11 protein-coding genes are annotated in these 13,625 nt (G+C 64.0%); 5 read left to right on the top strand and 6 right to left on the bottom strand.

Annotated elements, in window-relative coordinates; genetic code table 11:
- Window positions 1-64: 64 nt before the first annotated feature.
- Window positions 65-3,220, bottom strand: coding sequence for an efflux RND transporter permease subunit (locus V6765_RS06730; protein WP_448427365.1), 3,156 nt, complete (start codon window positions 3,218-3,220; stop codon window positions 65-67).
- A complete protein-coding gene (locus V6765_RS06725) occupies window positions 3,217-4,329 on the bottom strand; it encodes an efflux RND transporter periplasmic adaptor subunit (protein WP_448427364.1) in 1,113 nt (370 codons plus the stop codon). Before V6765_RS06725 ends, V6765_RS06730 begins: the two co-directional genes overlap by 4 nt.
- Before the next feature lie 219 nt (window positions 4,330-4,548).
- Here V6765_RS06725 and V6765_RS06720 point away from each other — a divergent pair, with 219 nt between their 5' ends.
- Window positions 4,549-6,984, top strand: coding sequence for an ATP-dependent helicase (locus V6765_RS06720; RefSeq protein ID WP_448427363.1), 2,436 nt, complete (start codon window positions 4,549-4,551; stop codon window positions 6,982-6,984).
- A 37-nt stretch (window positions 6,985-7,021) separates the two neighbouring features.
- On the opposite strand, the gene V6765_RS06715 is transcribed toward V6765_RS06720, so the two are convergent.
- The 4 genes from V6765_RS06715 to V6765_RS06700 form a co-directional block, all read right to left on the bottom strand.
- A complete protein-coding gene (locus V6765_RS06715; RefSeq protein ID WP_448427362.1) occupies window positions 7,022-7,363 on the bottom strand; it encodes a tRNA-binding protein in 342 nt (113 codons plus the stop codon).
- 14 nt (window positions 7,364-7,377) lie between these two features.
- Window positions 7,378-8,199 (bottom strand): pyrroline-5-carboxylate reductase, encoded by an 822-nt coding sequence (proC, locus tag V6765_RS06710; protein WP_448427361.1) that lies wholly within the window; start codon window positions 8,197-8,199, stop codon window positions 7,378-7,380.
- 1 nt (window position 8,200) lies between these two features.
- Entirely contained in the window at window positions 8,201-8,701 is a 501-nt protein-coding gene (locus V6765_RS06705; RefSeq protein ID WP_018067762.1) for a type III secretion system chaperone family protein, read from the bottom strand.
- A gap of 365 nt (window positions 8,702-9,066) precedes the next feature.
- Window positions 9,067-9,330 carry an accessory factor UbiK family protein gene (locus V6765_RS06700; RefSeq protein ID WP_448427360.1) on the bottom strand — a complete coding sequence of 88 codons (264 nt, stop codon included), beginning with the start codon at window positions 9,328-9,330 and terminating at the stop codon, window positions 9,067-9,069.
- A 192-nt stretch (window positions 9,331-9,522) separates the two neighbouring features.
- Between V6765_RS06700 and lgt the strand changes: the two genes are divergently transcribed.
- From lgt to V6765_RS06680, 4 genes are read left to right on the top strand one after another with little or no spacing between them, the layout of a single operon-like run.
- Window positions 9,523-10,374: a prolipoprotein diacylglyceryl transferase gene (gene lgt, locus V6765_RS06695; RefSeq protein WP_448427359.1), complete on the top strand. Its 852-nt coding sequence runs from the start codon at window positions 9,523-9,525 to the stop codon at window positions 10,372-10,374.
- Window positions 10,371-11,471, top strand: a complete 1,101-nt coding sequence (locus V6765_RS06690) for a class I SAM-dependent methyltransferase (protein WP_448427358.1) — start codon at window positions 10,371-10,373, stop codon at window positions 11,469-11,471. Before lgt ends, V6765_RS06690 begins: the two co-directional genes overlap by 4 nt.
- A gap of 54 nt (window positions 11,472-11,525) precedes the next feature.
- Window positions 11,526-12,323, top strand: coding sequence for a peptidoglycan editing factor PgeF (pgeF, locus tag V6765_RS06685; RefSeq protein ID WP_448427357.1), 798 nt, complete (start codon window positions 11,526-11,528; stop codon window positions 12,321-12,323).
- Between the two features lie 45 nt (window positions 12,324-12,368).
- Window positions 12,369-13,520, top strand: coding sequence for a M24 family metallopeptidase (locus V6765_RS06680; protein ID WP_448427356.1), 1,152 nt, complete (start codon window positions 12,369-12,371; stop codon window positions 13,518-13,520).
- Window positions 13,521-13,625 lie beyond the last annotated feature (105 nt).

Raw genomic sequence — 13,625 nt, 5'->3', positions numbered from 1 at the left:
GGTCCCCATAACAACAGCATGGCGGATGATTCCGCAAGCAGCGCATGACGATTTCCGGCCGATGCTAATGGTGGCCGAGCAATGTCGCGTCGTGCATCTCCGCGTTCAGACGGCGCTCCTCATCGACCTTCGGTTTCGAGAACCGGGCAAGGATCAGATAGGCCACCGGCGTGATATAGAGCGTCACGATGGTCGCAAAGCCGAGCCCGCCGACGATCACCCAGCCGAGCGCGATCCGCGCTTCCGCACCCGCACCCGACGCCAGCACCAGCGGAATGCCGCCGAGCACTGTCGAGATCATCGTCATCATCACTGGCCTCAGACGCAGAAGCGTCGCATGCTCGATCGCGTCGCGCACACCCTCGCCCCGGTCTCGGAGCTGGTTGGCGAACTCGACGATCAGAATGCCGTTCTTGGCCATCACCCCGATCAGGAGCACCAGCCCGATCTGGGAATAGATGTTGAGGCTGGTGCCGGTCAGAAGCATCGCGATCACCGCGCAGCCAATGCCGAACGGCACGGTCGCCAGAATGATCAGCGCGCTCCACACGCTTTCGAACTGGGCCGACAGCACCAGGAACACGATGATGATCGCGAAGCCGAACACCATTGTCATGCCCGAGGCGTTCTCATCGAGCGCGGCGGCTTCCGCCTGTGCCTCGACATGGGCGCCGGGCGGCAGAAGCGGTTCCGCGATCTCGACCAGCCGCTGATAGGCCTCGCCCAACGCGACGCCCTCCCCGAGGCTGGATGACAGTGAAACCGAAGGCTGCTGGTTTTCGCGCTCCAGCGTCGGCGCGATCGATTTTTCCTCCAGCGTGGCGATGGTGGACAGCGGCACGATCCGGCCGTCGCCTGCCTTCAGGAATATGTTCCTGAGATCGGTCGGGTCATCGACCTTGCGGGTGTCGGAGCGAAGCTGCACGTCATAGGATTCGCCATCGATGAACACCTCGCCGACCGAGCGTCCGTCGAGCAGCGCCCGGAGCGCCTGCGACAATCCGGCGATATCGATGCCGAGATCGTCGGCCCTGCGGCGGTCGAGCGTCAGCGCAAGCTGTGCCTGCGAGGCGTCGTTGCTGAGACGCGGGGCGGAAAACATCGGGTCGGCTTCCATCGCGGCCACGATTTCGGACGCGGCGACCGCGAGCTTCTCATGCGTGGAACCCACCAACGCGACGCTGAGCCCGTTGCCGCCGCCCCGGATATTCAGCGAATTGGGTTGGAAGGCGAAGGCGCGCACGGCCGGTATCTGGCCGGCGGCCATGTTGACATCGCCGGCGATCGCGCTCTGCACCCGCTCGCGCTCGCCCCAGGGGGCCAGCGTCATCACCATGAAGCCGCTATTGGTGTTGCTGCCGAAGCCGGAGATCGAGAACACGCTTTCGATCTCGCCGCTGTCGAGCAGCGGCTGCAGGCGCTCCTCGACCTGCTGGATGCGGTCGCGGGTATAATCGAGGCTGACGCCTTGGGGCGCCGAGACCCGCATCAGCAGCATCGAGCGGTCCTCGCGCGGCAGAAGTTCGTTGGTAATGTTGGTATAAGCGAGATAGGCGCCGAACATCAGCAACGCGCCGAAGGAGAGCACCACCAGCGGGGCGGACAGCGCAAAGCGCAGCGAATGCGCGTATAAGCGGTTGAAACCATTGCCGAACCGGGTAGCAAGCCCGGGTCGGGTCTCGGAATGCTGGACCAGGATGCGCGAAGCCAGCATCGGGCAGAGCGTCAGCGCCACGAAGGACGACAGCATCACCGCGAAGGCGAGCACGAAGCCGAATTCGCGGAACAGGCCGCCCGCCTGCCCCGGCAGGAAGGAAAGCGGCACGAACACGGCGGCAAGGGTTGCCGTGGTGGTGATAACCGCGAAGAAGACCTGGCGGGTGCCGAGCACGGCGGCCGCGCGCGGGCCCATGCCGAGCGCGCGCAGGCGCACGATGTTTTCCAGCACCACGATTGCGTCATCCACCACCATGCCGGTGGCGAGCACGATCGCGAGCAGGGTCAGGATATTGACCGAGAAGCCGGCGAGATAGATCGCGGCGAGCGTGCCGACCAGCGCCACCGGCAGCGTGATCGCCGGAATGATCGTCGCCCGCCAGTCGCGCAGGAACAGGAAGATGATCGCCACCACGATCAGCGCGGCAAGCGTCAGCGAGCGGACCACCTCCTCGATCGATCCGGAGATGAACACCGCGTCGTCGCTCGAAACCCGGATCGTGGTGCCTTCCGGCAGGTTCGGCCGGAGTTCGTCGACGACCCTGTGCACGCCCTCCGATATCTCCAGCGTGTTGGATTTGGCCTGACGCACGATGCCGAGACCGATGCCCGGCTGGCCGTTGTAGCGCAGCGCGGTCGCCGCCGTATCCGGACCGAAGACGACGGTCGCCACATCGCCGAGGCGGACATTGTCGGCGACCTTCAGATCGGCGAACTGTTCCGGCGTGGTGAGGTCGGCTGTCGCGCGCACGCCAAGCGCCTGGGTGGTGCTGGTGAGCGAACCGGCCGGCACGTCCCACGACATGTCGGAAAGCGCATTGGCGAGATCGGCAACCGTCAGACCGCGGCTGGCAAGCGCTGCCTGATTGATATCGATGCGGAAGATCTTTTCGCGGTCGCCATAGACCGCGACATCGGCGACGCCCTGCACGGCGGCAAGCCTGTCCTCGATATTGTCTTCGACATATTTGGTCAGGTCATCGATATCGAGCGTGGATGAGGTGACCGCCAGCCGCAGGATCGGCTGCGCATCCGAATCCGCCTTGACGATGCGCGGCTCGTCGGCGTCATCCGGCAACTGCCCCTCGACCCGGCCGACGGCATCGCGCACGTCCATCGAGGCGACATTGATATCGGTATCCTTGCTGAATTCGAGCGTCACCCGGCTGGAACCCGTCTGCGATTGCGAGGACATCGACTTCAGCCCGGAAACGCGCGCAACTGCCCCTTCGATGACGTCGGTGACCTCGCGGTCCACCGTTTCGGGCGATGCGCCGGAAAACGTGGTGCGCACGGATATCACCGGCTGGTCGACATCCGGCAGTTCGCGCACCTCGACGCCGAAATAGGCGGCAAGGCCGGCGACCACGATCAGCGCGTTGAACACCAGCGCCATGATCGGCCGGCGCACGAAGAGCGCGGTGAAGCCATGCTCGGTGGCATGGTCTACGCCTGTCTCCTGAGCCTCGTCGTGCTTGTCGCCGGGTGGGACCTCCTCGCTCATGACGACGCCTCCGCGTTCGCCTCACGCACCGCCCCGCCCTCGCGCAGGCGCTGGATGCCCTCGATGATGACGGGATCGCCCTCTTCCAGCGCGGCATCGACCAGCACCAGATCGGGATCGCGCTGGATCACCCGGACGCGGACCTTGTGCGATGCGCCGTCGGCAATGCGCCAGACATAGGACCCTTCAGAGTCCCACTGGATGGCGAGCGGATCGACGCCCGGATATTCATCGCCGGGAAACCGCATCGTCACGTCGAAGGACATGCCGGCCCTGAGCGCATCATTGTCATTATCGAGGCGCGCGCGCACGGTGAAGGTGCGGCTTGCGGGATCGATCCGGTTGTCGACCGCCTCGACCACGCCGTCAAAGCGCTTCTGGGGCGCTGCGACCAGACTTGCCTCGACCGGCGCGCCGGGCGTCACGGCGGTGGCGAAGCGCTCCGGAACGTCGAAATCGACGAGGATCGCCGAGCGGTCGTCAATGGTGACGATCTCCGAGGAGGTGGTGACATAGTCGCCGACATTGACGCCGACGATCCCGGCGACGCCCGAAATCGGCGCGACGATCTGCCGGCGAGCGAGGTCGAGTTCAGCTGTCTCGAGATCGAGCTTTGCGGATTTTTCGGCGATCTCGGCGTTGTAGACTTCGAGATTGGAAATGGAAGAGCTGATCTTGCGGTTGATCTCGGCCTGCCGGGCGGCGCTTTCAAGCGCGACCTCGGCAAGATTGCGCGCCAGAACCTGCTCGCGGTCATCGAGCTGGACGATGACGTCGCCCTTCTCCACCCTGTCGCCGGAGGATATGCTGATCTCGGTGATCGTGCCGGCCTGTTCCGGCAGCAGCGTCACCGACTGGATCGCCGCACCGCTGCCGATCGCCGTGAGCTGGTCGTTGACCGTGCCGATCGTGACCGGCGCGGTGACAACCTGAACGGCGCCGCCGAAACCGCCGCCCCGTCCGCCGGACGGGGGTGTGGCTGCGTCCTGATTTCCGACAATTCCAACCGAGGCTAGAAGCGCGCGGCCGTCCGGCGCGAAATAGAGCCAGGCCGCGGCCCCGACTGCCAGAACGCCGAGACTGACGGCAAGCTGTTGATAAAGACGCATTCATGACCTCGGACTGGCAACTGGGGCGGGATTCCTGTCACCGAAGTATCGTTATCGTTTCCGCCTCCGCAAGTCGCCAGATCAAACCTCACCAAATTGTAATGTTACCTCCGCCCGGCGGCGCGTAATCGGTGGCCGGCATTGCCGGGGATGTGCTTTTTTTGTTCTCATTTCCCGCGCCGCCTTCACCTTTGGCATGCAAGCCACTAGATTGGCCTCATGACTCAAGGTGACGACAATATTCCGTTTTTCGACGAAGACGACGCGCCGCAGCCCGCAGCGCCCGCCCGCTCCGGCCTTGCCGCAAGGGCGATGGCCGCGCGCCGCGCGCCGGATGCGCCCGATTATCTTTCAGGACTGAACCCCGAGCAGCGCGATGCCGTGGAAACCACGGAGGGACCGCTTCTGGTGCTTGCCGGGGCCGGCACCGGAAAGACCCGGGTTCTGACCACCCGCATCGCCCATATCCTGGCCTCGGGCAAGGCCTATCCCAGCCAGATCCTCGCCGTCACCTTCACCAACAAGGCCGCGCGCGAGATGAAGGAACGGATCGGCGCGCTGGTGGGCGGCGCGGTCGAGGGCATGCCCTGGCTCGGCACGTTTCACTCGATCGGCGTCAAGCTCCTGCGCCGCCACGCCGAGCTTGCGGGGCTGAGATCGGACTTCACCATTCTCGATACCGACGACGTGCTCAGGCTGCTCAAGCAGTTGATCCAGGCCGAGGGGCTGGACGACAAGCGCTGGCCGGCGCGCCAGTTCGCCGGCATGATCGACAACTGGAAGAACAAGGGCCTGACGCCAAAAGCAATCGCGGAAGGCGATGCCCGCGCCTTTGCCAATGGCCGCGGCCGCGAGCTCTATCAGGCCTATCAGGACCGGCTGAAGACGCTCAACGCCTGCGATTTCGGCGATCTTCTGCTGCACCCGATCGAGCTGTTCCGTCAGCACCCGGATATTCTCAAGGAATACCACCGCCGCTTTCGCTACATTCTGGTGGACGAGTACCAGGACACCAACACCGCGCAATATATGTGGCTGCGGCTGCTCGCCCAGCGCCCGAGCGGAGACGAAGGCCCGATCAATATCTGCTGCGTGGGCGATGACGACCAGTCGATCTATGGCTGGCGCGGGGCGGAAGTCGACAATATCCTGCGCTTCGAAAAGGATTTCCGGGGCGCCAAGGTGATCCGGCTGGAGCGCAATTACCGCTCGACCGCGCATATTCTGGGCGCCGCAGGCAATCTGATCGCCCACAACGAAGGCCGTCTCGGCAAGACGCTGTTCACCGAGCGCACCGATCCCGACGACAGCAAGGTGCAGGTCCATGCCGCCTGGGATTCCGAGGAGGAAGCCCGCGCGGTCGGCGAGGAGATCGAGCAGTACCAGAAGAAGGGCGAAGCGCTGAACGACATGGCGATCCTGGTGCGCGCATCGTTTCAGATGCGCGAATTCGAGGACCGGTTTGTCACGCTGGGGCTCAACTACCGCGTCATCGGCGGCCCGCGCTTTTACGAGCGCCTCGAAATCCGCGACGCCATGGCGTTTTTCCGCCTGACCTGCCAGCCGGCCGATGATCTGGCGCTGGAGCGAATCATCAACACGCCGAAGCGCGGCCTTGGCGATGCCAGCGTACGCAAGGTCCACGACTATGCCCGCGCCCGCAACATTCCGATGCTGGCGGCCGCGCGCGAGCTGATCGACACCGACGAGCTGAAGCCGAAACCGCGCAAGGCGCTGTTTGACGTCGTCACCCAGTTCGATCGCTGGCAGGACCTGTTGGAGACGACGCCCCATACCGAGCTTGCCGAGCAGATTCTCGATGAAAGCGGCTATACCGAGATGTGGCAGAACGACCGGTCGGCGGAAGCGCCGGGCCGGCTCGAAAACCTCAAGGAGCTGATCCGCTCCATGGAGGGCTTCGAGAGCATGCGCGGCTTCCTCGAACACGTCTCGCTCGTGATGGACGCCGACAACAACGAGGATCTCGACGCCGTCTCGATCATGACGCTGCATTCGGCCAAGGGACTGGAGTTCAAGACCGTGTTCCTGCCGGGCTGGGAGGAAGGTCTGTTTCCGCATCAGCGCGCGCTGGATGAAAGCGGCCGCGCCGGGCTGGAGGAAGAGCGCCGGCTCGCCTATGTCGGCATCACCCGCGCCAAGCGCCACTGCCATATCTGGTTCGTGTCCAACCGCCGCATTCACGGGCTCTGGCAATCGACAATGCCATCGCGCTTTCTCGATGAGCTGCCGGAGGCTCATGTCGAAGTTGGCGAGACCGAGGTTTCCTATGGCGGCTACGGCCAGTCGCGCTTCGACAGGGCAGAGCCGTTTTCCAACACCTATGCCACGCCCGGCTGGAAACGCGCCCAGGGCAACCGCTCCGATGCCACACGCGACAACTGGGGCTCACGCTCCGGCCACGCGGTGGAGCGGATCGGCTACGGCGAAAGCGGGCCGCGCGGGCGCACCATCGAGGGCGAGCTTGTGGCGCGCTCCACCGGCGAGGAGTCTTCCGCCTATGCCGTCGGCGACCGCGTCTTTCACATGAAGTTCGGCAATGGCAACATCGCCTCAATCGAGGGCAACAAGCTGACCATCGATTTCGACAAGGCCGGACGCAAGCGCGTGCTGGACGGGTTCGTGAAGCCGGTTTGAACAGTAGGCCTGATGTTTAGAGGGGACGCGAAAGCGTTCAGTGCAACCGGACGCCGTTCGCAACCGGCTTGTCGACGCCTGCGAGCACAACCGCGCCGGCGTCATCGGCAAAGCCCAGCGTCAGCACTTCGGAGCGCACCGGGCCGATCTGGCGCGGCGGGAAGTTGACGACGGCCATGATCTGACGGCCGACCAGTGTTTCCAGCGTGTAGTGAACGGTGATCTGCGCGGAGGACTTCTTCACGCCGATCTCCGGACCGAAATCGATCTTCAGCTTGTAGGCGGGCTTGCGCGCCTCGGGAAAGTCTTCGGCCTCGACAATGGTGCCGACGCGGATATCGACTTTCAGGAAATCGTCGAAAGCAATCTCGTCGCTCATTGGGTGCCCTCCGATCAGCCGGCCAGTTCCTGCGAGCGCTTGCGAGCGGCCTCCAGCGCGCGGTCGAACACCGGCTGCAGGCCATCTTCCGCCATGAGCTGCTCCAGCGCCGCCGCCGTAGTGCCGCCCGGCGAGGTGACGTTCTTGCGCAGCGTGCCCGCATCGTCTTCAGAGGCATCCAGCAATGCGCCCGCGCCGGTCACCGTGCCGCGGGCAAGCCGCATGGCGAGATCGGGATCGAGCCCCAGCTTGCGCCCGGCTTCGGCCATGCATTCGACCAGATAGAAGGCATAGGCCGGACCGCTGCCCGACACCGCGGTGACGGCGTCGATATCGGCTTCCTTCTCCACCCATTCGACCTTGCCAACGGCGGCAAGCAGCGTATCGGCGACCGCCCTGCCCGCCGCGTCGACCTTGTCATTGCCGAAGGCGCCGATCATGCCGCGACCGATCATCGCCGGGGTGTTGGGAATGGTGCGGACGATCGGCAGCGCGCCGAGGCGTTCCTCGAAATAGCCGAGCGTCTTGCCGGCGGCGACCGAGATCACCAGCGTATCGTGATCGATCATCGGCTTGACCGTATCGAGCACGGCATACATCACCTGCGGCTTGACCGCGAGCACGAGGATCTTCGCCTTGATCGTGTCGGAAGCCGCGACCGCGTGGCGGATGCCGCTTCTGTCGAGCAGGCTCTTGATATTGTTGGAGGGGTTCGGATCGATGACGGTGATCGCCTCACGCTTCAGCCCTCCGGCGACCCAGCCGGACAACATCGCGCCGCCCATATTGCCGGCGCCGACCAGCACCACGCCGTCGATGTCTGCAAGTTCCGTCATGTCAGGCCTCTCCGACAGTCTCGAACAATACCGCCTTCATGGCGTCATCTGCGGACATGCCGGACCAGACGACGAACTGGAAGGCCTGAAAGTAATTCTCGCAGGCATCGAGCCCGCTGGAAAGCGTGACTTCAACCTGCTGGTTGGTGGGCTCCGCGCCGCCGGCCAGAAGCAGCGACTGGCGATAGACCACGACATTCTCATGGGCCCAGAAATCGAAATGACCCATCAACACCTGGGAATTCACCCGCGACAAGAGCTTGACGACCTCGTTGACCCGGTGCTCGGGCACGCGCAGATCGAAGGCGCAGGCCAGATGCAGCGCTTCGTAATGACTCATCCAGGAAAACGAGACATGGTAATCCGCCCAGCGGCCGCCGACCGTCATGGCGATCTCATCCTCGCCGGAACGTTCGAACGTCCATTCATTCGTGGCGGCCACGAATTCGATCATGTCGACCGGATTGTTCAGTCGTTCGATTTCCAGCAAACCCAGGCTCATAAACCACCTTCTCAGCGCGGGGCCGCCGGTCCTCCGTCAGTGCGGATCGACAACGGGGCCTCCTGCCTCAATTTCGAATCATCTATTAAAATCAGTGTATAACGCGATTTCATCAACACCAGCCCCCAGCGGCGGGCTTTCGCGATCGGAGTCCTTTTGAGGCTCTGAAAATGATTCAGGGCGACCACCTAACCGACTCTGCGACCTGCATTTTTTCACCATGTCCACAGGCCTGATTTTTTTTTGGTGAAATCCGCGCTTGAGCCTGTTTGGGGTGACTGTTTTGGTGCGCGGAAACGAAAAAAGCGGGCCGCCTGCGCCGACCCGCTTTCAAAATCCAGATTTCCGGCTGCGCCGGAGGCAGGCTATTCGCCCGCCTTTTTGTTGAGCTTCGCCTCGAGCGCGTCGATGCGGGCGCGCAGCGCGTCGTTTTCGTCACGGGCCTTGATCGCCATGTCGCGCACGGCGTCGAACTCCTCGCGCTTGACGACATCCATGCTGTTCAGCCAGCGCTCGACCTGGGCCTTGACCCCTGTTTCCAGGTCCTTGCCGGCGCTCTGCACCGAGCCTGCCGCATCGGTCATCAGCTTTGCCAGATCGTCAAGAATGCGGGTGGTGCCGGAACTCATGTCGCTGTCTCCTTGGTCGGGCCGGGCGCTCTGCCGGCTGCTCTTTGCCTTGAAGTAATGCCGGATCGCCAAGGCCGCAAGGCCGCTGCCTGATTATCTGCGCCCCGCCGGCGTCTCATGGGCGACCGGGCTGTCTTGACCGGGCCGCATTATGCCGCCATCTTCCCGCCCGATCATAAAGGAAACCGCGCCTTGCTGCCAGACAACATCAGGCTTGCCGCCATCCCCTTCCCCGCCATAGACCCGGTCGCGCTCCAGCTCGGTCCGCTGCAGATCCACTGGTACGGACTTGCCTATGTCGCCGGCATCCTGCTCGGCTGGCTCTATGCCCGCTGGCTGCTGAAGAAGGAGCGGCTGTGGCCGGCGAACCAGCCGCCGATGGCGGTGGCGCGGCTCGATGATTTCATCACCTGGTCGGTGATCGGCATCGTCGTCGGCGGGCGGCTCGGCTACATGTTGTTCTACGCGCCCGGCGCGTTCCTCGCCAATCCGCTCACCGTCTTCAAGATCTGGGACGGCGGGATGTCGTTTCACGGCGGGCTTATCGGCATGATAGTGGTGATGATCATCTTTTCACGGCGGCACGGCATCCGCGTCTGGTCGCTGCTGGACCTGATGGCGACGGTTGCGCCGATCGGGCTGTTCTTCGGCCGAATCGCCAATTTCATCAATGCCGAATTGTGGGGCCGGCCCTCCGATGTGCCGTGGGCGATGGTGTTTCCGGGCGCGGGCGATATGCCGCGCCATCCGAGCCAGCTTTACGAGGCGGGACTGGAGGGGCTCGTCACCCTCATCGTGCTGTTCGTCATCAGCCGGTTCTTCGGTGCGCTGAAGCGCCCCGGGCTGACCGGCAGCGTCTTCATCTGCCTCTACGCGCTGTCGCGCATCTTCGTGGAGTTCTTCCGCGAGCCCGATCCGCAACTCGGCTATCTCTACGGCGGCTTTGTAACCATGGGCATGGTGCTGTCGCTGCCGATGCTGGCGGTGGGGCTCTGGGGCATATGGTATTCCGGCCGCATGGCGAAACGGAATGCGGCCCCGTGACGACGCCGCTGCTGCCGAAAATCCGGGCGATGATCGAAGCCGACGGGCCGATGCCGGTTTCGACCTATTTCTCGCTCTGCCTCGCCGATCCCGAGCACGGCTATTACCGCACCCGCGACCCGCTTGGCGCGAAGGGCGATTTCACCACCGCGCCGGAAATCTCCCAGCTCTTCGGCGAACTGGTCGGCATTTTTCTGATTTCCGCCTGGCAGGCCCATGGCAGCCCGGCCGAAACCCGCCTGATCGAGGGCGGCCCCGGACGCGGCACGATGATGGCAGATATCCTGAAGACCGTCGCCGCCCTCGCGCCTGCGATGTATGGCGGCCTTGCGGTGACGCTGCTGGAAACCAGCCCGGCGCTGCGCGCCCGGCAGAAACAGACGCTAGCGCTCCATGCCGAACGGCTTTCCTGGGTGGACCAGTTGGCCGATGCCGAAGGCGGCTTCACCCTGTTCGTCGCCAACGAGCTGTTCGACGCGCTGCCGACCCGGCAATTCATCAAATCCAACGGGCACTTTTTCGAGCGCGTCGTGACGCTGGATGATAATGGCGCGCTGGCCTTTTCACTCTCTCCGGCCCGGCTTGAACCGGCCAGCCTTCCGCAAGGCTGGCAAGCCGCGAAGGAAGGCGCGATCTTCGAATATGCGCCCGCCCGCGAGGCGCTGATGGCGGAGGTCGCGGCCCGTCTGACCAAGCACGGCGGCAGCGCGCTGATCGTCGATTACGGCCACCTTGAAAGCGGCTTCGGCGATACGCTTCAGGCGTTGCGCGATCATCGTTTCGATCCGCCGCTCGCCCATCCCGGCGAGGCGGATCTGACAAGCCATGTGGATTTCGCGGCGCTGGCCGCAGCCGCCCGCGCGGAAGGCGCGCATATCCATCCGCCAATGACGCAGGGCGATTTTCTGGCAGCCCTCGGGCTCGGCCCCCGCGCTTCCGCGCTCGGCCGCGGCAAGGACGCGAAAACCCAAGGCGATATCGTCGCCGCCGCACAGCGGCTTGCAGGCGATGGCCCCGATGACATGGGCGATCTGTTCAAGGTTTTGGCGATATCGTCCGGCCCCGTTCAGATCGCTCCCTTCAATGGCGCGGATTGACAAACCCGCGTCCCCCGCCCCAACATTTGCAAAACGAAACACCGGAAACGCTCCATGGACACCGCCATTCGCGATGCGCTCTCGCCGCTGCAAAGCCCGCTCTTCGAGGAGCGGCTGGCCGGCACGGATATCCGCCACGGCTTCTTCACCCGCCGCGGCGGCGTCTCCACGGGGCTCTATGACAGCCTCAATTGCGGCATCGGCTCCGATGACCGCCCGGAGGATGTTGCCGAAAATCGCGCCCGGGTCGCCGGATGGTTCGGCGCTGAGGCCGACCGGCTGACGACGCTCTACCAGTGCCATTCCGCCGACGCCATTGCGCTCGCCGAACCGCCAGAAGGCGAACGCCCGCATGCCGACGGCATGGCAAGTGCCACGCCCGGCCTCGTGCTCGGCGTGCTGACCGCCGATTGCGGGCCGCTGCTGTTTGCCGATCCCGAAAACGAAATCATCGCCGCCGCCCATGCCGGCTGGCGCGGCGCGTTCACCGGCATCATCGAGGCAACCATCGAGAAAATGGTTTCGCTCGGCGCGCGCCGGCGCTCGATCATTGCAGCGCTCGGCCCCACGATCGGACCGGAAAATTACGAGGTTGGACCGGAATTCGTCGAGCGTTTCGCGAGCGCCGACCCGGGCCATCGCGCCCTGTTCCGCCCATCGCCCGCAGATGGCCATGCCTTTTTCGACCTGCCTTCCTTTATCGGCCTCAGGCTTGACCAGGCGGATATCGAGCACGACATCATCAGGCATTGCACCTATCAGGACGAGGAAGGTTTTTATTCCTATCGTCGCGGCACCCATCGGGGTGCGAAGGATTATGGCCGCCAGATTTCGGCCATTTCCATTGTTTGAGCATCTTACATATCAATGCGTGTGCGCACGCTTGGGGAGACCGACATGGCGCTTGCTTTTGAACCTGAAGAATATGCCGAGCGATTGTCGCGGCTGAAAGCCGCGATGGCCGAGAAGAAACTCGACGCCGTGCTGCTGTTCGCGCAGGAGAGCATGTACTGGCTGACCGGCTACGACACGTTCGGCTTCGTGTTTTTCCAGTGCCTCGTGGTGACCGCAGATGGCCGCACGGCGCTTCTGACGCGCTCGGCCGATGTGCGCCAGGCCCGCCAGACCTCCAATATTTCCGAGATCCGCATCTGGGTCGATCGCGGCCAGACCGACCCGAGCCGCGACCTGAAGGAGATGCTCTCCGACATGGACCTGCTCGGCTGCCGGATCGGCGTCGAATATGATACCCATGGCATGACAGGCCGTTCGGCCCATTTCCTTGATGGCCAGCTTAGCTCCTTCGGCCAATTGCAGGACGCCTCCTACCTCGTCAGCAACCTCCGGCTCATCAAGTCGCCGGCGGAAATCGCCTGCATCGAGAAGGCCGCGACGCTGTGCGACGACGCCTTCGATGCCGCCCTGCCGCTGATCAGACCGAGTGCCGATGAGGCCGAAATACTCGCCGCCATGCAGGGCGCGGTGCTATCGGGCGGCGGCGATTATCCCGCCAACAACTTCATCATCGGCTCCGGCGAAAGTGCGCTTCTGTGCCGCTCCAAATCCGGCCGTCGCAAGCTGGATGCGAACGACCAGCTGACGCTCGAATGGGCCGGCGTCTGGTCGCATTACCATGTGGCTGCCATGCGCACCGTGGTGATCGGCGAACCGACGGAGCGTCACCAGTCGCTGTTTCGCGCGGCGACGGCGACCCTTTCGGCCATCGAGGAAATCCTCAGGCCCGGCCACACCTTCGGCGAGATTTTCGACAAGCATGCCGAGATCATGGACGCGCGCGGGCTGTCGCGCCACCGGCTCAACGCCTGCGGCTATTCGCTCGGCGCGCGGTTCGCGCCGTCCTGGATGGAGCACCAGATGTTCCACACCGGCAACCCGCACCCGATACTGCCGTCGATGTCGCTGTTCGTGCACATCATCATCATGGATTCCGACAGCGGCACGGCGATGACGCTGGGGCGCACCTATCTGACCGGCGAGGAGGATCCCCGTCCGCTGTCGCGCCTCGGCCTCGACCTTTACACAAAATAAAGGATGATCGCCGCCCGCGTTTGACATTGCCCCCTTCGCTTCGGACAATCGTGACCGCATTTCCGCTTCCTCCGCGACCCGGAAATGCGCAATCTTCTGATTTCT

Source organism: Martelella sp. FOR1707 (assembly GCF_053484265.1).
This window is presented reverse-complemented; position numbering and strand designations above follow the sequence as displayed.